The following is a 16239-nucleotide window of genomic DNA, read 5'->3' on the forward strand; positions in this document are numbered from 1 at the left end:
TGGTCAAACGCACACGGCATACTTTACGCAGTGCGGAGTTTGGTTTTTTAGGAGTGGTAGTATATACGCGAGTACATACGCCACGTTTCTGCGGGCAGGCTTCCAGTGCAGGCACGTTGCTCTTTGCAACTTTGCGTGCGCGTGGTTTGCGTACCAGCTGGTTAATTGTTGCCATTAAATAGCTCCTGGTTTTAGCTTTTGCTTCGTAAACATGTAATAAATCGCCTCAGATAATATGAGGACGCAGAATTCTAGGGCGGTGCCGAAAAGGTGTCAAGAAATATACAACAATCCCGCCATTACCAGGCCAACTGTCCAGGGTGTTTGAGCGCCAGTCTGACGAAATCAGTATAGCCAACCCTGATGACACTGCCCGCAATTTGCCCCGTCAGCCCGCGGGCTTCGATATCATCCTGCAGCGCATGGATGGTTATGGGGGCGGAAAGCAAGATTTCAAGGAAACGCCCGCCAGCGGCTGCCGCGATGACACCATCGGAAAGCAGCAGAAGATCGTCGCCATCCTTTACCAGACGCAGCATCGCTGCCAGATCGGTATGCCATGGAGAAACGCTGAGAGTGTGGAGCATAGTGGCCTCAGAAGCGCAGTATCACGTTGAAATCATCGAGTCGGGCACGCAGCGCCTCTGGCTCCAGCCACTCGCCTTCTATGACCCACTGCGTGGAGGGCGACAGGCCGCGCTCGCGGGCAGAAGCGGCGCACATCCAGCACTGTTCAATATCATACAGGGAGAGGAGCTTAAACGTGGCGATATAGTCGCGGGCCAGAATTGCGCCAGGCCGCTGCTCCGGCAGCAGCTGAAACACGCCGTCGCCGATAAAGAAAACGCCGAGCTCATCGGTCAGCGCTGAGGTAGCCAGCAGCGCATCCAGGCCTTCTCTGCCTGACGCGGAGCCATGAGGAGCGGAGGAAAAAACAAAGGCAACGCGTTTCATCAGAACTGCACCATCCGATCGCAGGTTAATGCAGCTTCCGCCAGCGCCCCAAGGCCGCTGAGCGTGAATCCGGGTTGCAGATTATGCGCGGACAAACCAAGCTGCTGCGCCTCATGCTCGTCCGTCACCCCGCGTCTCAGCGCCGCCGCAACGCAGATATGCAGCGAAACAGCATGCGTTTCGTATAATTTTTGCCATGCCCGCACAAGGTCAAACTCATCGCTGGCGGGGGCGGTCAGCTGATTCGCGTTATAGACGCCTTCGCGATAGAAAAAGACGCAAATCAGCTCATGCCCCTCCTCCAGCACGGCCTGCGCGAACTGCCAGGCGCTGCTGGCCTGCTGCGTACCGTAGGCCGGGCCCGTCACCGTAATGGCAAAACGCATTACTTATCCAGCCCCTGGAAATCACCGCTTTTGAACTGACGGATATAGAGATATACCGTGTGCTTCGAGATATTCAGGCGATCGGCAACCTGGTTGATAGCATCTTTGATATCAAAAATGCCTTTCTCGTAAAGATTCAGGACGATCTGACGATTTTTGGCGTTATTGGAAACGTTGCGATCGGCATTTACTTCTTCAATCGTAAACTCGAGGGTTTGCGCGACCAGATCGTCAACCGATGAGGCAAAGTTGACCTGCGAGTTCACTTCCGGCGTTTCCGGCGGAATAAAGGTGCTCATGATCTGGGAGAACGGGACATCGAGGTTCATGTTAATGCACAAAAGGCCGATAACCCGGTGCTCACGGTTGCGTATCGCAATCGTCACCGACTTCATCAGCACTCCGCTTTTAGCGCGAGTAAAATAGCATTTGGAAACGCTGCTATCAGCTCCAGTCATATCGTGCAGCATACGCAGCGCCAGGTCAGTGATTGGCGAGCCGATTTGACGACCGGTATGTTCACCGTTGGCGATGCGAATGGCGGAACATTTCAGATCCTGTAAAGAATGCAGCACGATTTCACAGTGGGAACCAATGAGCATCGCTAACCCGTCCACCACCGCTTCATAGGATTTTAGGATATCGAAGTCGGTCTGGTCGAAAGGACGTTGATCCAGCAGGTCAAGCTCGCTGGTTTCGTTGGTTAAAAGCGACCTGGACATGAAAAAAAGCACTCCTTTTCAGGAGCCTGTCATTTTTTACACAAAACCGTTCAAGGTACGCCAAGGCGGCAAATCTGAGACAAATTCGTCAGCAGCGAATTTGACCAGCCGAAGGCTGGCTCTTGTAAGAGACAAGGTTATCTCTTATCGATACCCAGGACCGAATCCAGTAAGAGGCTGGAGTCAGCAAATGCAGCCAGCTCAGAGGCAGCTTGAAGGATGAGGTGTAGCTTGTCAGGGCAGGCTCATCGTCATTAATAAGATTAAGCTATCTAAAGTAATACAGCGCTTGAGGCACTTTCCAGTTTTAATTATATCTGCCCCAAATAAAAAAGCCGCCGCCTTTGAGGGCGGCGGCGGCAATTCCATTACTTCTTAGCGTCTGCGCTCGGTGCATCCGCTTTTGCATCAGCGGCAGCTTCAGGCTTCGCGTCAGCTTTCGGCGCCGGTTTGATATCCAGCAGCTCTACGTCGAAGACCAGAGTAGAGTTAGCCGGGATGCCAGGAACGCCGGTTTTGCCGTATGCCAGATCCGGTGGGATGACCAGCTGGATTTTACCGCCTTTCTTAATATTCTTCAGGCCTTCAGTCCAGCCCGGGATCACGCCGTCCAGGCGGAAAGAGAGCGGCTCGCCGCGGGTATAGGAGTTATCGAACTCTTTACCGTCGATCAGCGTCCCTTTGTAGTTCACAACGACGGTATCGCTGTCTTTCGGTGCGTCACCGGTACCGGCTTTCTCGACTTTATACAGCAGGCCAGATTTAGAGGTTTTCACGCCCTTCTCTTTAGCGAAGGTGTCGCGATAGGCTTTGCCTTTAGCATCGTTCTCAGATGCATCTTTTTCCATTTTTTGCTGAGCAGCAGTTTTCACACGAGTCTCAAACGCTTGCAGAGTCTGTTCGATTTCCTGATCGGACAGTTTGCTCTTATCGGCAAATGCGTCCTGAACGCCAGCGATCAGCTGATCTTTATCCAGTTTAATGCCCAGTTTTTCTTGTTCTTTCAGGGAGTTTTCCATGTAACGTCCCAGCGATGCACCCAGCGCATAAGCAGATTTCTGATCGTCATTTTTAAATGCCGATTTGCTTTCCGTTGCAGGTGCCGTCTTTGCAGCGGTATCAGCGGCAAAGGTCAGCGGTGCATTCAGCGCGACGGCCATCGTGGTCGCCAGCAGCGTTACTTTAAACAGTGATTTCATCCATTTCTCCAAGGCCGGGGCATCTCACCCCAGGGTTAGCGTAAAAAGCAAAAAATGTACTATAGAACGTTGCAGGACAAATCTACATACGGACGTTCCTGAATATCGACTCTTTTCAGACTATTTTTGTATAAATTAGTTTCCTGTCCGCCGTTACGATGCTGCACGGATGCTGAAAATTCAGTAGAATCCGCCCGCGAGATAAGACAGAAGAGGTTACTCATGCACGATAGCAAACTGGAGACTCGCCTGGCGGAGCTGGAAAGCCGGCTGGCGTATCAGGAAATCACCATTGAAGACCTCAACAAGACCGTCACCGCCCATGAGATCGAAATGGCAAAGATGCGTGAACATATGCGTCTGATGGTAGAAAAGCTGAAGGCGACGCAGTCATCGTATATCGCATCGCAGTCTGAAGAAACGCCTCCCCCACATTATTGAGGCGTAAAAAAAGCGGGTTTCCCCGCTTTTTTATAGCCGGCAGCGCTAGCCAACGCGCCTGCGGCTTGAAAGACGATGGGTCTTAGTGACAGCCGCAGCCGCCGTTCCCGCCACAACCGCCTTTGCCATGTTCGTGACCGTGGTCGTGGCTGTGACCGTGGCCGCCGCAGCATCCGTCATGATCGTGGTCATGGTCGTGATCGTGACCATTCGCGCCGTGTACATGACCGTGCTCCAGCTCTTCAGCGGTCGCTTCACGAATCGCCACAACTTCAACGTTGAACTTCAGGTTCTGGCCAGCCAGCATGTGGTTACCGTCAACAACAACGTGCTCGTCGTCAACTTCGGTGATTTCAACCGGAACCGGACCCTGATCGGTTTCCGCCAGGAAACGCATGCCAACCTGCAGTTCATCAACGCCCATGAAGACGTCTTTAGGAACGCGCTGAACCAGGTTTTCGTCGTACTGGCCGTACGCATCGTTCGCGCCGACCGCAACGTCAAATTTGTCGCCCACTTCATGACCATCCAGCGCAGTTTCCAGGCCGGAAATCAGGGAGCCGTGACCATGCAGGTAGTCCAACGGCGCGCTTACCGGAGACTCATCAACCAACACACCGTCTTCTGTACGTACCTGATAGGCCAGGCTGACCACCAGGTCTTTTGCTACTTTCATGATATCTCCTGAGCATGGGAAGAATAGTGGCGCAGATTGTAGCGGAATTCTGCAGCCGTGTACCCTCTAGCTTAAAAAAAGGCGACAGATAACGCTAGTCGGGATGAAAAATGCCGATCACTTGTTCGTCTTTACGAACATGCTCGCGGGCCTCTTTATCCGCCTCGCGCATCTGGTGCCCGCACTTAACACACTCAACAATATCGATATTATTTTCACGCCACATCGCCAGCGAATCCTGGGCCTGGCACGCCGGGCATTTTGCTCCGGCAATAAAACGTTTACGCACTGCCATAATGATTTACCCTTTATTCAAACTCATCCCAGCCGTCAAGCTGCCTGCTCTCTTTCTGCATTTCACGCTGAAAAATCTCCTCCAGCTCCCGTCGAGCTTCCCGCACGCGCGATATCTGCAGAGTATCAGTATGCACTGGCATCAACTCTCGCAGCATTCGCATATCCAGACGACGAAAGTGCAGCTGCGCGCGCTGCGCCTGATGCGGATGCATTCCGACGCTGACCAGCGCCTTGCGCCCCAGATCCAGCGCGCTGGAGAAGGTTTCGCGCGAGAACTGAGCCACGCCGGCCTGCAGCAGCTCATGGGCCTCTACGCGGCCCCGCGCTCGCGCCAGAATATGCAGATGCGGGAAATGCTGCTGGCACATCTCAACCAGCTTCATGGTATCTTCCGGCTCGTTGCAGGTAATTACGATTGACTGCGCATCTTCCGCGCCCGCCGAGCGCAGCAGCTCCAGCTGCGTTGCATCGCCGAAGTACACCTTATAGCCATATTTGCGCATCAGGTTAACCGCGCTGATATCGCGCTCAAGCACGGTAATACGCATTTTGTTGGCCATCAGCAGACGGCCAATAACCTGACCAAAGCGCCCGAAGCCGACGATAATCACCTGCGGTTTATCATCCTCAACCCACGGCGCTTCATCCTCTTCCTCCGGCTGGTTAAAGCGTCGGGAGAGAACGTAATCAATCAAGGTCATCAGCAGCGGCGTGGTCATCATCGACAGCGTAACCGTGACCAGCAGCAGCGCCATCTGGTCATTTTCGAACAGCCGCAGCGAAGCCGGTAACGAGAACAGCACAAAGGCAAACTCCCCGCCCTGGCTCAGGACCCCGGCAAACTGCATTCGCTCCGAGCTGCGAAGGCCGTACACCCGCGCCAGAACGTACAGCACGAGGGCTTTCACCATCACCAGCGCCGCGACGCTGGCGGCAACCCACAGCAGATGGGTGTAGAGAACGCCGAGATTCAGCGCCATGCCAACGGAGATAAAGAACAGGCCAAGCAGGAGGCCTTTAAACGGCTCAATGGCGATTTCCAGCTCGTGGCGATACTCGCTTTCAGCCAGCAGCACCCCGGCGATAAAGGTCCCTAGCGCCATCGACAGGCCGAGCGCATCCATAAACAGCGCCGAGCCCAAAACCAACAGCAGCGTCGCGGCGGTAAAGACCTCACGCACGCCGGAGGCAGCGATGAAGCGGAACACCGGTCGTAGCAAAAAGCGGCCGCCGATCAGCATGCCGGCAAAGGCCAAAACCTTCATCCCGATCGTGACCCAATCAAAGCGATCGTCGCCGGAACCCGCCAACAGAGGCACCAGCGCCAGCGCGGGGATCACCGCCAGGTCCTGAAACAGCAGAACGGAGAACCCCAGTTGACCGGATTCACTGCGGCTCATCCCCTTCTCGCGCATCAGCTGCAGCGCCATCGCCGTGGAGGACATCGCTAAACCAATTCCGCCGACCACCGCCGCTTGCCACGTAAATCCGGTAACCATCAGCAGGCCACCGAGGATCGCCGCGCTGCACAAAACCTGAGCCGCCCCAACGCCAAAGATAGAGCTTCGCAGACGCCAGAGCTTAGACGGGTTGAGCTCAAGCCCGATGATAAACATCAGGAACACCACGCCCAGCTCGGAGAAGTGGAGAATTTCATCGACGTCGCTGATAAACCCCAGCCCCCACGGACCAATCGCGATCCCCGCGAGCAGATAGCCGAGTACCGCGCCAATGCCCAGCCGGGCGGCCAGCGGTACCGCTACGACGGCGGCGAACAGAAACAGAACGCCAGCCAAAAGCAGATCAGCTCCCTCCATTTATAACTCCTCCTGCCGCGATGGGGTTGGCCAGCCAGTCGCGATAAGCGCGCGCGTGGCTTTTCAGATCGGCTGGCGATTGCCGACGGGCCCAGTAGACAATAATCGGGCTCATCCAGTGCATCCGGCACATGCCGGCGGTCAGTTCGAAAGGACGGAGAATATCGTTCATTGGATAGCGGTTAGCGTCGCGGCGGTAGGCGCTTTCCGGCTCACCGGTGGTGATCACGCTACGCCAGTACTTTCCCGCCAGCTGGTTCCCCCCGGCGCCGCTGGCAAAGCCGCGGGTCAACACTCTGTCCAGCCACTCTTTTAGCAGCGCCGGGCAGCTCCACGTATACAGCGGATGCTGGAAAACAATCACCTCATGCTGACGCAGGAGATCCTGCTCCCAGGCAATATCGATAAAAAAATCTGGATAGTGCGCATAAAGATCGTGCACGGTGACGTTCGGCAACTGTAAGGCCGGTTCAAGCAAAACCCGGTTGGCCACGGAATCCTGAGATTCTGGGTGGGCATACAGCAGCAAAACCTTCGCTGTCTGAGACATCATTCCCCTCCCAACGTCTTCTGGCGGCCTGAACAACGGCTGCGCCTCAGCGCAACCAGAATGACTTTGTGTATCGTCTTCATTTTGGGCTACCATTGCGGCCCGGTGGAGCTATTTGCTACCACATTACATTATCATAATGACAAATTAACATAGTCTGAACATACGGCGCCTTATGATTGTTTTCTCCTCGTTACAAATTCGTCGCGGCGTACGCGTCCTGCTGGACAACGCCACCGCTACCATCAACCCTGGCCAAAAGGTCGGTCTGGTGGGCAAAAACGGCTGCGGTAAATCCACGCTGCTATCGCTTTTGAAAAACGAGATTAGCGCCGACGGCGGCAGTATGACCTTTCCGGGCAACTGGCAGCTGGCGTGGGTTAATCAGGAAACCCCTGCGCTGGCGCAGCCGGCTATTGATTATGTTATTGACGGCGATCGTGAATATCGCCAGCTCGAGGCCGATTTAAATCAGGCCAACGAGCGCAATGACGGTCACGCGATTGCGACGGTTCACGGCAAGCTGGATGCCATTGACGCCTGGACGATCCGCTCACGCGCCTCCAGCCTGCTGCACGGTCTGGGCTTCAGCAACGAACAGCTGGAGCGCCCGGTGAGCGACTTTTCCGGCGGCTGGCGCATGCGCCTGAACCTGGCGCAGGCGCTGATTTGTCGCTCTGACCTGCTGCTGCTGGATGAACCGACTAACCACCTCGATCTCGATGCGGTGATCTGGCTGGAAAAGTGGCTTAAAAGCTATACCGGTACGCTGATTCTGATCTCGCACGATCGCGATTTTCTCGATCCAATCGTCGATAAAATTATTCATATCGAACAGCAAAGCATGTTCGAGTACACCGGCAACTACAGCTCGTTCGAAATACAGCGCGCAACCCGCCTGTCGCAGCAGCAGTCGATGTATGAGAGCCAGCAGCTGCGCGTCGCCCATCTGCAAAGCTATATCGATCGCTTCCGCGCCAAGGCCACCAAGGCGAAGCAGGCCCAGAGCCGCATTAAAATGCTGGAACGCATGGAGCTTATCGCCCCGGCTCACGTCGATAATCCGTTCCACTTTAGCTTCCGCGCGCCGGAAAGCCTGCCCAACCCGCTGCTGAAAATGGAAAAAGTCAGCGCCGGCTACGGCGAACGCATTATCCTCGACTCGATCAAGCTGAATTTGGTTCCCGGTTCGCGCATCGGCCTGCTGGGGCGCAACGGAGCCGGTAAATCGACGCTAATCAAACTGCTGGCCGGCGAGCTGCAGCCGCTGCAGGGCGAAGTGGGGCTGGCCAAAGGAATTAAGCTTGGCTACTTCGCCCAGCATCAGCTGGAGTTCCTGCGGGCGGATGAATCGCCGCTGCAGCACCTGGCTCGCCTGGCGCCGCAGGAGCTGGAGCAGAAGCTGCGCGACTATCTTGGCGGCTTCGGTTTCCAGAGCGATAAGGTCAACGAAGCAACCCAGCGTTTCTCCGGCGGCGAAAAGGCGCGTCTGGTGCTGGCGCTTATCGTCTGGCAGCGGCCTAATCTCCTGCTGCTCGATGAACCGACTAACCACCTTGACCTCGATATGCGTCAGGCTTTAACCGAAGCGCTGATTGATTTCGAAGGCGCGCTGGTGGTGGTCTCGCACGATCGCCACCTGATACGTTCGACCACCGACGATCTCTATCTGGTCCACGACGGCAAAGTTGAGCAGTTCGATGGCGATCTGGAAGATTATCAGCAGTGGCTGAGCGACTCGCAGAGGCAGGAAAGCCAGTCGTCCGACGCGATAAAAGATAACGGCAACAGCGCCCAGTCCCGCAAGGACCAGAAGCGCCGGGAAGCGGAGCTGCGCACGCTGACGCAGCCACTGCGTAAAGAGATTACCCGCCTCGAAAAAGAGATGGATAAGCTCAACGCCCAGCTCGCGCAGGCGGAAGAGAAATTAGGCGACAGCAGCCTGTATGACGCATCCCGCAAGGCAGATCTGACCGCGTGTCTGCAGCAGCAGGCCAATGCGAAATCAGGACTGGAAGAGTGCGAAATGGCCTGGCTGGATGCGCAAGAACAGCTGGAGCAGATGCTGCAGGAAGGCTAAGCCCTGCTGGTTGAGCGCGCGGCCTCGACGGTTCACAGACAATGAGCTTTCGGGGCCTCTCTGACAGCTGGCCACAAGACCACATATTGGCTAACCTGCGCACTTCATGCGCGGTATAGTATTTATAAGATTCTTAATTGTTCTGGTGCTATGGTTGAAATCACCCCCACAGAAATGACGCCCCCCGTAGACGATTCGCGCGATTTTCATCCAATGCGCGGCGTGGGGAATCGTCATCTGCAAACCATGCTGCCGCGACTGATCCGCCGCAAACTGGGCTTTACTCCACACTGGCAGCGCCTTGAACTCCCTGACGGCGATTTTATCGATTTGGCCTGGAGCGAAGATCCCGAATCAGCCCGACATAAACCGCGGCTGGTCGTTTTTCACGGTCTGGAAGGAAGCCTGCACAGCCCTTACGCCCACGGTCTGATCCACGCCGCAATGCAGCGCGGCTGGCTGGGCGTGGTGATGCATTTCCGCGGCTGTAGCGGCGAGCCTAACCGTAATAACCGCATCTACCACTCCGGAGAGACGGAAGACGGCACCTGGTTCCTGCGCTGGCTGCAGCGCGAATTTGGTACCGCGCCTACGGCCGCCGTCGGCTATTCGCTCGGCGGTAATATGCTGGGCTGCCTGCTGGCAAACGAGGGCGATAGCATCCCGCTCGACGCGGCGGTCATCGTGTCGGCCCCGTTCATGCTGGAAGCCTGCAGCTACCATATGGACAAAGGCTTCTCCCGCGTCTACCAGCGCTATCTGCTTAACCTGTTAAAAGCTAACGCCGCGCGCAAGCTGAAAGCCTATCCGGGCTCTCTGCCGGTTGATTTACGCCAGCTAAAAGGCATGCGGCGCATTCGCGAGTTTGACGATACCATCACCGCCAAAATTCACGGCTTTGCCGATGCGCTGGACTACTATCGCCAGTGCAGCGCGATGCCGCGTCTGAGCGATATCACTAAACCCACGCTGATCATTCACGCGAAAGACGATCCGTTCATGGACCATCATTCCATTCCACCGCAGGAGCAGCTGCCGGCCAACGTCGAGTACCAGCTGACCGAACAGGGCGGGCACGTCGGATTTGTCGGCGGCACGCTGCGCAAGCCTGAGATGTGGCTGGAAAGACGGATCCCGGACTGGCTGACGCGCTGGCTGGAAGGAAAAAAATGATTATTCCCTGGCAGGATCTGGATCCCGAAACCCTGGATAGCCTGATTGAAAGCTTTGTGTTGCGCGAAGGCACCGATTATGGTGAACATGAACGTTCGCTGGCCGATAAGGTCGCCGATGTAAAACAGCAGCTGAAAAGCGGAGAAGCCGTACTGGTGTGGTCAGAGCTGCACGAGACGGTCAACATCATGCCCCGCAAGCAGTTCCACGGCTAAGGCGGCGCCACACCATCGTTTAATCTGGGAGTTGATATGTCTGCCAAACATCCGGTGATTGCAGTCACGGGCTCCAGCGGCGCGGGAACCACCACCACCAGCCTCGCCTTTCGCAAAATCTTCGCCCAGCTGAACCTGCGTGCCGCCGAAGTCGAGGGCGATAGCTTCCATCGCTACACTCGCCCGGAAATGGACATGGCGATCCGCAAAGCGCGGGATCAGGGGAAACACATCAGCTATTTTGGTCCGGAAGCGAACGACTTCGGCCTGCTGGAAAATACCTTTCTCGAATACGGGCGCAGCGGAACCGGCCAGTCGAGAAAATATCTGCATACCTATGACGAGGCCGTGCCGTGGAATCAGGTGCCGGGCACCTTCACGCCCTGGCAGCCGCTGCCGGAGCCAACCGACGTCCTGTTTTACGAAGGGCTGCACGGCGGCGTTGTCACGCCACAGCACAACGTTGCGCACAATGTCGATCTGCTGGTCGGGGTAGTGCCCATCGTCAACCTGGAGTGGATTCAGAAGCTAATCCGCGACACCAGCGAACGCGGGCATTCTCGCGAAGCGGTGATGGATTCGGTCGTCCGTTCGATGGAAGATTATATTAACTTCATCACCCCGCAGTTCTCGCGAACCCATATCAACTTCCAGCGGGTTCCCACCGTTGATACTTCGAACCCCTTCGCCGCTAAAGGCATTCCCTCGCTGGATGAAAGCTTTGTGGTGATCCACTTCCGCAATCTGCAGGATATCGACTTCCCGTGGCTGCTGGCGATGCTGCAAGGCTCGTTTATCTCGCATATCAACACGCTGGTGGTACCGGGCGGGAAAATGGGGCTGGCGATGGAGCTGATCATGACGCCGCTGGTTGAACGGCTGATGGCGGGGAAAAAGATCGGTTAAGCCGTTAAAAACCCGGCAGCGCTACGCATGCCGGGGCGACGGGCTGGCCATCAGGCCTGGCCCTCGATAACCTCGTACGAATGCGTGATATTTACCGCTTTTTGCAGCATCAGCGCCACCGAGCAGTATTTCTCCGCCGACAGGTCCACCGCCCGCGAAACGGCCGCATCCTTCAGCTCGCGGCCGGTGACGATAAAATGCAGGTTGATGTGGGTAAACAGGCGCGGCGCCTCTTCCCGACGCTCTGAGGTCAGCTTCACCTCACAGTTGGTCACATCATGACGCCCTTTTTGCAAAATTGAGACCACGTCGATGGCGCTGCAGCCGCCGGCGGCCATCAGCACCATTTCCATCGGACTCGGCGCCTTATCCCCGGAGTTGCCGTCCATCAAAATCTGGTGGCCAGAAGCCGACTCACCGATGAAGGTTAACCCTTCAACCCATTTCACACGAGCTTGCATAAAATTTAACTCCAAGGTTGCAATTTTCCTGACAGATTACGCGCACATAACAAATCTCGCAACGGAAGGCGACCTGCATCATGCTGAAGCGAGACACCAGGAGACACGCGGCGAAAGCTATGCTAAAACAGTCGGGATGCTACAGTATTACATTGATGTACTGCATGTATGCAGAGGAATTCACATTACAGGCTGAAGAAAAATCACCAGCCAGCTTCCCAGGCATAGGGAAACAATACGATTGCATGCCCGGATGCCGTGTAGTGTCGGCACCCGGAGATAGCTTATAACAGAGGATAACCGCGCATGGTGCTTGGCAAACCGCAAACAGACCCTACCCTCGAATGGTTCTTGTCTCATTGCCACATTCATAAGTACCCATCTAAAAGCACGCTGATCCACCAGGGTGAAAAAGCAGAAACGTTGTACTACATCGTCAAAGGCTCTGTGGCTGTGCTCATCAAGGATGAAGAGGGTAAAGAGATGATTCTCTCTTACCTCAACCAGGGCGATTTCATCGGTGAATTAGGCTTGTTCGAAGAAGGCCAGGAGCGTAGCGCCTGGGTACGTGCGAAAACCGCATGTGAAGTGGCCGAAATCTCCTATAAAAAATTCCGTCAGCTGATTCAGGTTAACCCGGACATCCTGATGCGTCTCTCGTCGCAGATGGCCCGCCGTCTGCAGGTGACCTCTGAGAAAGTCGGTAACCTTGCCTTCCTCGACGTCACCGGCCGTATCGCCCAGACGCTGCTGAACCTGGCAAAACAGCCTGACGCCATGACCCACCCGGACGGTATGCAAATCAAAATTACCCGTCAGGAAATCGGTCAGATCGTCGGCTGTTCACGTGAAACCGTTGGCCGTATTCTGAAGATGCTGGAAGATCAAAATCTGATCTCCGCACACGGTAAAACTATCGTCGTCTACGGCACGCGTTAAGCTGATAAAACGGCGTGTTGCTCCCGCAATACGCCGTTTTTGTTTTCCCTCTATGTGGCGCAGGCTGATTTACCACCCGGAAGTCAACTACGCACTGCGGCAAACGCTGGTGCTGTGTTTGCCGGTCGCAATTGGCCTTCTCCTCGGCCATCTGCAGCAGGGCCTGCTGTTCTCGCTGGTTCCCGCATGCTGCAACGTCGCCGGCCTTGATACGCCGCATAAGCGATTCTTTAAGCGCCTGATTATTGGCGGCTCGCTTTTTGCCGGCTGTAGCCTGATCGTTCAGCTCCTTCTCCAGCATGATATCCCGCTCCCACTAATTCTCAGCGGCCTGACCCTGCTCCTTGGCGTCACGGCAGAGATCAGCTCGCTGCACGCGAGGCTGCTGCCCGCCTCGCTGATTGCCGCCATCTTTACCCTGAGCCTCGCCGGCAATATGCCGGTCTGGGAGCCGCTGCTGATCTACGCGCTCGGCACGCTGTGGTACGGACTATTCAACTGGTTCTGGTTTTGGCTATGGCGCGAGCAGCCGCTGCGCGAATCCCTCAGCCTGCTCTACCGGGAGCTGGCCAACTATTGCGAAGCCAAATACAGCCTGCTGACCCAGCATATCGACCCGGCAACCTCGCTGCCTCCGCTGCTGACCCGCCAGCAAAAGGTCGTCGACATGATCACCCAGTGCTACCAGCAGATGCATATGCTGGCGGCCAATCAGCGTAACGATCATAAGCGCCTGCTGCGGGCGTTTCAGGTTGCCCTCGATCTCCAGGAGCATATTTCCGTCAGCCTGCATCAGCCGGAGGAGGTGCAGAAACTGGTCGAACGCAGCCACGCTGAAGCGGTAATCCGCTGGAATGCGCAAACCGTCGCGGCGCGGCTGAGGGTTCTGGCGGATGACATCCTTTACCACCGCTATCCGCAGCGCTTTAATATGGATAAACAGATCGGCGCGCTGGAGAAGATTGCCTCGCAGCACCCCGACAACCCGGTCGGGCAGTTCTGCGCATGGCACTTCAGCCGCCTTGCCCGGGTGCTACGCACCCAGCGGCCGCTGTACGCGCGTAACCTGATGGCCGATAAGGAACGCCGCCTGCCGCTGCTTCCTGCGCTGAAGAACTATCTCTCTTACAAATCACCGGCTTTGCGCAGCGCCGCCCGGATCAGCGTGATGCTCACCGCCGCGAGCCTGATGGGCAGCGCGCTACATCTTCCCAAACCCTACTGGATCCTGATGACGGTGCTTTTCGTTACCCAGAACGGCTACGGCGCGACGCGGGTCCGCATCGTGCATCGGGCGGCGGGTACCCTTGCCGGCCTGGTGATTGCCGGGCTGACGCTGCACTTCCACGTCCCGGAGGGCTATACGCTGACCGCGATGCTGATTATCACGCTGTTGAGCTATCTGATTATTCGCAAGAGCTACGGCTGGGCGATGGTTGGCTTTACCGTCACGGCGGTTTATACCCTGCAGTTGCTGACGCTTAACGGCGAACAGTTTATTGTCGCCAGGCTTATCGATACGCTTATCGGGTGCCTGATCGCCTTTGGTGGGATGGTGTGGCTGTGGCCGCAGTGGCAGAGCGGGCTGCTGCGTAAAAACGCCCACGACGCGCTGGAAGCGGACCAGGAAGCCATCCGGCTCATTCTCAGCGACGATCACCAGGCGCCGGCGCTGGCCTACCGGCGGATGCGCGTCAACCAGGCGCATAACTCGCTGTATAACTCGCTGAATCAGGCAATGCAGGAGCCCGGGTTTAACTCGCACTATCTTGACGATATGAAGCTGTGGGTCACCCATAGCCAGTTTATTGTCGAACATATCAACGCCATGACCACGCTGGCCCGCGAGCACAATATGCTGACGCAGGATCTGGCCCGGCGCTATCTTGAATCCTGTGAAATTGCGCTGCAGCGCTGCCAGCAGCGGCTGGATACCGACGGGCCGGGTAGCGCCGGCGAGGTGAATATCATGGAGTCGCAGAATGCGGACGTGCCCCGTGGCCCGCTGAGCACTATGGAGCAGCACCTGCAGCGGATCCTCGATCATCTGAACACCATGCACACCATCTCGTCGGTGGCATGGCGTCAGCGCCCGCATCACGGCATCTGGCTACGCGCAACTAAGCGCTAAGTACGCGCTGAACGGCCTGCGCGAAGCGCGCCATTCCTTCATCAATATCGCTCTCGTCAATGACCAGCGAAGGCACAAAACGCATGACGTCAGGCCCGGCATTGAGCACCATAACGCCCGCATCCGCCGCGGCATACAGGAAATCACGCGCCCGGCCGTGATGCTGCGGTTTCAGCTCCGCGCCGATCAGCAGCCCCATACCGCGAATATCGCTAAACAGATCGAAGCGGGCATCAATCTGCTGCAGATGCTGCACAAAGCGTTCGCGCTTCGCGTTGACTCCGTCCAGTACCTCAGGCGTGTTAATCAAATCAAACGCCGCACCGGCAACGGCACAGGCGAGCGGGTTTCCCCCGTAGGTTGAACCGTGAGAGCCGGCGTGGAACGCGCTGGCAATGTCATGGGTGGTCAGCATGGCGCTAACCGGGAAACCGCCGCCGAGCGCTTTCGCGCTGGTCAGGATATCCGGCGTCACGCCGTAATGCATATAGGCGAACAGCGAGCCGGTGCGCCCCATCCCACACTGCACTTCATCAAATACCAGCAGGGCCTGGTGCTGGTCGCACAGTTCACGCAGACCTTTGAGGAACTCAGGAGTCGCGGCCATCACGCCGCCTTCGCCTTGAATCGGCTCAACCACCACCGCGCAGGTGTGATCGTCCATTACCGCCTTCACCGCGTGCAGGTCGTTGAACGGCACGTGAACGATATCCGCCGGTTTTGGGCCGAAGCCATCAGAGTATTTTGGCTGTCCGCCAACGGATACCGTAAACAGCGAACGGCCGTGGAAAGCGTTATGGAAGGCGATAATTTTGGTTTTATACGGACTATGGCGGATGATCGTGTAGTTACGCGCCAGCTTGAATGCGGTTTCGTTGGCTTCGGTGCCGGAGTTCATAAACACCACGCGATCGGCGAAGGTAGCATCGACCAGCTTGCGGCCCAGGCGCAGCGCCGGTTCGTTGGTGAATACGTTGCTGGTATGCCACAGCGTTTCCCCCTGCTCATGCAGCGCCGCAACCAGCGCCGGATGGCAATGGCCTAGCGCCGTGACGGCAATACCACCAGCAAAATCAACGTACTCCTTGCCCTGCTGATCCCATACGCGGCTACCTTTACCTTTTACCGGAATAAACTCTGCCGGTGCATAAATCGGCAAAATAACCTCATCGAACGTGGCGCGGGTAATTGCCGGTTGCTCAGTTGCCATGTGATGCCATCCTTCTTCGTTATGCAATGATGATAGTGATATTATAATCACAAAATATGCATAAAAAATCAGTCAATGGCAA

18 protein-coding genes and 1 pseudogene are annotated in these 16239 nt (G+C 56.4%); 7 read left to right on the forward strand and 12 right to left on the reverse strand.

Annotated elements, in window-relative coordinates; all coding sequences use genetic code 11:
- The 6 genes and pseudogenes from rpsL to fkpA form a co-directional block, all read right to left on the reverse strand.
- Positions 1-175, reverse strand: a pseudogene (gene rpsL / locus GO007_RS29350) (30S ribosomal protein S12); the annotation flags it as partial.
- 124 nt (positions 176-299) lie between these two features.
- The gene (gene tusB / locus GO007_RS26805) at positions 300-587 is read right to left on the reverse strand and encodes a sulfurtransferase complex subunit TusB (RefSeq protein WP_095105231.1); all 288 of its coding nucleotides are present in this window, start codon (positions 585-587) and stop codon (positions 300-302) included.
- Between the two features lie 7 nt (positions 588-594).
- Complete coding sequence (tusC, locus tag GO007_RS26810; RefSeq protein ID WP_095105232.1) at positions 595-954, reverse strand: sulfurtransferase complex subunit TusC; 360 nt, start codon at positions 952-954, stop codon at positions 595-597.
- Positions 954-1340, reverse strand: coding sequence for a sulfurtransferase complex subunit TusD (tusD, locus tag GO007_RS26815; RefSeq protein ID WP_095105233.1), 387 nt, complete (start codon positions 1338-1340; stop codon positions 954-956). Before tusD ends, tusC begins: the two co-directional genes overlap by 1 nt.
- A complete protein-coding gene (locus tag GO007_RS26820; protein WP_004868391.1) occupies positions 1340-2062 on the reverse strand; it encodes a helix-turn-helix transcriptional regulator in 723 nt (240 codons plus the stop codon). The genes tusD and GO007_RS26820 overlap by 1 nt, the downstream gene beginning before the upstream one ends.
- A gap of 368 nt (positions 2063-2430) precedes the next feature.
- Entirely contained in the window at positions 2431-3261 is an 831-nt protein-coding gene (gene fkpA, locus GO007_RS26825; RefSeq protein ID WP_095105235.1) for an FKBP-type peptidyl-prolyl cis-trans isomerase, read from the reverse strand.
- Positions 3262-3483: 222 nt separating this feature from the next.
- Here fkpA and GO007_RS26830 point away from each other — a divergent pair, with 222 nt between their 5' ends.
- Positions 3484-3702 (forward strand): protein SlyX, encoded by a 219-nt coding sequence (locus GO007_RS26830; protein WP_041142978.1) that lies wholly within the window; start codon positions 3484-3486, stop codon positions 3700-3702.
- Between the two features lie 82 nt (positions 3703-3784).
- Here the strand turns inward: GO007_RS26830 and slyD are convergent, their stop codons facing one another.
- From slyD to kefG, 4 genes are all read right to left on the reverse strand, one after another.
- Positions 3785-4378: a peptidylprolyl isomerase gene (gene slyD / locus GO007_RS26835; protein ID WP_095105236.1), complete on the reverse strand. Its 594-nt coding sequence runs from the start codon at positions 4376-4378 to the stop codon at positions 3785-3787.
- A gap of 94 nt (positions 4379-4472) precedes the next feature.
- Positions 4473-4673 carry a YheV family putative zinc ribbon protein gene (locus GO007_RS26840; RefSeq protein ID WP_095105238.1) on the reverse strand — a complete coding sequence of 67 codons (201 nt, stop codon included), beginning with the start codon at positions 4671-4673 and terminating at the stop codon, positions 4473-4475.
- Between the two features lie 13 nt (positions 4674-4686).
- On the reverse strand, positions 4687-6492 hold the full coding sequence (kefB, locus tag GO007_RS26845) for a glutathione-regulated potassium-efflux system protein KefB (RefSeq protein WP_095105240.1): 1806 nt from the start codon (positions 6490-6492) through the stop codon (positions 4687-4689).
- The gene (gene kefG, locus GO007_RS26850) at positions 6479-7045 is read right to left on the reverse strand and encodes a glutathione-regulated potassium-efflux system ancillary protein KefG (RefSeq protein ID WP_095105242.1); all 567 of its coding nucleotides are present in this window, start codon (positions 7043-7045) and stop codon (positions 6479-6481) included. Before kefG ends, kefB begins: the two co-directional genes overlap by 14 nt.
- 172 nt (positions 7046-7217) lie before the next feature.
- Here kefG and GO007_RS26855 point away from each other — a divergent pair, with 172 nt between their 5' ends.
- From GO007_RS26855 to GO007_RS26870, 4 genes are all read left to right on the forward strand, one after another.
- The gene (locus GO007_RS26855; RefSeq protein ID WP_095105244.1) at positions 7218-9122 is read left to right on the forward strand and encodes an ABC transporter ATP-binding protein; all 1905 of its coding nucleotides are present in this window, start codon (positions 7218-7220) and stop codon (positions 9120-9122) included.
- A 150-nt stretch (positions 9123-9272) separates the two neighbouring features.
- Positions 9273-10295 carry a hydrolase gene (locus tag GO007_RS26860; protein ID WP_095105246.1) on the forward strand — a complete coding sequence of 341 codons (1023 nt, stop codon included), beginning with the start codon at positions 9273-9275 and terminating at the stop codon, positions 10293-10295.
- Complete coding sequence (locus GO007_RS26865; RefSeq protein ID WP_095105248.1) at positions 10292-10510, forward strand: YheU family protein; 219 nt, start codon at positions 10292-10294, stop codon at positions 10508-10510. Before GO007_RS26860 ends, GO007_RS26865 begins: the two co-directional genes overlap by 4 nt.
- Before the next feature lie 36 nt (positions 10511-10546).
- Complete coding sequence (locus GO007_RS26870; RefSeq protein WP_095105250.1) at positions 10547-11416, forward strand: phosphoribulokinase; 870 nt, start codon at positions 10547-10549, stop codon at positions 11414-11416.
- Between the two features lie 50 nt (positions 11417-11466).
- On the opposite strand, the gene GO007_RS26875 is transcribed toward GO007_RS26870, so the two are convergent.
- Positions 11467-11877, reverse strand: coding sequence for an OsmC family protein (locus GO007_RS26875; RefSeq protein ID WP_095105252.1), 411 nt, complete (start codon positions 11875-11877; stop codon positions 11467-11469).
- A 306-nt stretch (positions 11878-12183) separates the two neighbouring features.
- Between GO007_RS26875 and crp the strand changes: the two genes are divergently transcribed.
- Both crp and GO007_RS26885 read left to right on the forward strand, forming a co-directional pair.
- The gene (gene crp, locus GO007_RS26880; RefSeq protein WP_000242758.1) at positions 12184-12816 is read left to right on the forward strand and encodes a cAMP-activated global transcriptional regulator CRP; all 633 of its coding nucleotides are present in this window, start codon (positions 12184-12186) and stop codon (positions 12814-12816) included.
- A 52-nt stretch (positions 12817-12868) separates the two neighbouring features.
- Entirely contained in the window at positions 12869-14947 is a 2079-nt protein-coding gene (locus GO007_RS26885; protein WP_095105254.1) for a YccS/YhfK family putative transporter, read from the forward strand.
- Here the strand turns inward: GO007_RS26885 and argD are convergent.
- Positions 14937-16157 carry a bifunctional acetylornithine/succinyldiaminopimelate transaminase gene (argD, locus tag GO007_RS26890; protein ID WP_095105256.1) on the reverse strand — a complete coding sequence of 407 codons (1221 nt, stop codon included), beginning with the start codon at positions 16155-16157 and terminating at the stop codon, positions 14937-14939. The genes GO007_RS26885 and argD overlap by 11 nt on opposite strands.
- Between the last annotated feature and the right edge of the window lie 82 nt (positions 16158-16239).

Source organism: Klebsiella sp. 10-1 (assembly GCF_009758445.1).
In the GTDB taxonomy this organism is placed as follows: domain Bacteria; phylum Pseudomonadota; class Gammaproteobacteria; order Enterobacterales; family Enterobacteriaceae; genus Klebsiella; species Klebsiella scottii.

Coding starts and splice junctions, on each gene's coding strand:
- tusB (WP_095105231.1), bottom strand. CDS start 587: ATGCTCCACACTCTCAGCGTTTCTCCATGGCATACCGATCTGGCAGCG.
- tusC (WP_095105232.1), bottom strand. CDS start 954: ATGAAACGCGTTGCCTTTGTTTTTTCCTCCGCTCCTCATGGCTCCGCG.
- tusD (WP_095105233.1), bottom strand. CDS start 1,340: ATGCGTTTTGCCATTACGGTGACGGGCCCGGCCTACGGTACGCAGCAG.
- GO007_RS26820 (WP_004868391.1), bottom strand. CDS start 2,062: ATGTCCAGGTCGCTTTTAACCAACGAAACCAGCGAGCTTGACCTGCTG.
- fkpA (WP_095105235.1), bottom strand. CDS start 3,261: ATGAAATCACTGTTTAAAGTAACGCTGCTGGCGACCACGATGGCCGTC.
- GO007_RS26830 (WP_041142978.1), top strand. CDS start 3,484: ATGCACGATAGCAAACTGGAGACTCGCCTGGCGGAGCTGGAAAGCCGG.
- slyD (WP_095105236.1), bottom strand. CDS start 4,378: ATGAAAGTAGCAAAAGACCTGGTGGTCAGCCTGGCCTATCAGGTACGT.
- GO007_RS26840 (WP_095105238.1), bottom strand. CDS start 4,673: ATGGCAGTGCGTAAACGTTTTATTGCCGGAGCAAAATGCCCGGCGTGC.
- kefB (WP_095105240.1), bottom strand. CDS start 6,492: ATGGAGGGAGCTGATCTGCTTTTGGCTGGCGTTCTGTTTCTGTTCGCC.
- kefG (WP_095105242.1), bottom strand. CDS start 7,045: ATGATGTCTCAGACAGCGAAGGTTTTGCTGCTGTATGCCCACCCAGAA.
- GO007_RS26855 (WP_095105244.1), top strand. CDS start 7,218: ATGATTGTTTTCTCCTCGTTACAAATTCGTCGCGGCGTACGCGTCCTG.
- GO007_RS26860 (WP_095105246.1), top strand. CDS start 9,273: ATGGTTGAAATCACCCCCACAGAAATGACGCCCCCCGTAGACGATTCG.
- GO007_RS26865 (WP_095105248.1), top strand. CDS start 10,292: ATGATTATTCCCTGGCAGGATCTGGATCCCGAAACCCTGGATAGCCTG.
- GO007_RS26870 (WP_095105250.1), top strand. CDS start 10,547: ATGTCTGCCAAACATCCGGTGATTGCAGTCACGGGCTCCAGCGGCGCG.
- GO007_RS26875 (WP_095105252.1), bottom strand. CDS start 11,877: ATGCAAGCTCGTGTGAAATGGGTTGAAGGGTTAACCTTCATCGGTGAG.
- crp (WP_000242758.1), top strand. CDS start 12,184: ATGGTGCTTGGCAAACCGCAAACAGACCCTACCCTCGAATGGTTCTTG.
- GO007_RS26885 (WP_095105254.1), top strand. CDS start 12,869: ATGTGGCGCAGGCTGATTTACCACCCGGAAGTCAACTACGCACTGCGG.
- argD (WP_095105256.1), bottom strand. CDS start 16,157: ATGGCAACTGAGCAACCGGCAATTACCCGCGCCACGTTCGATGAGGTT.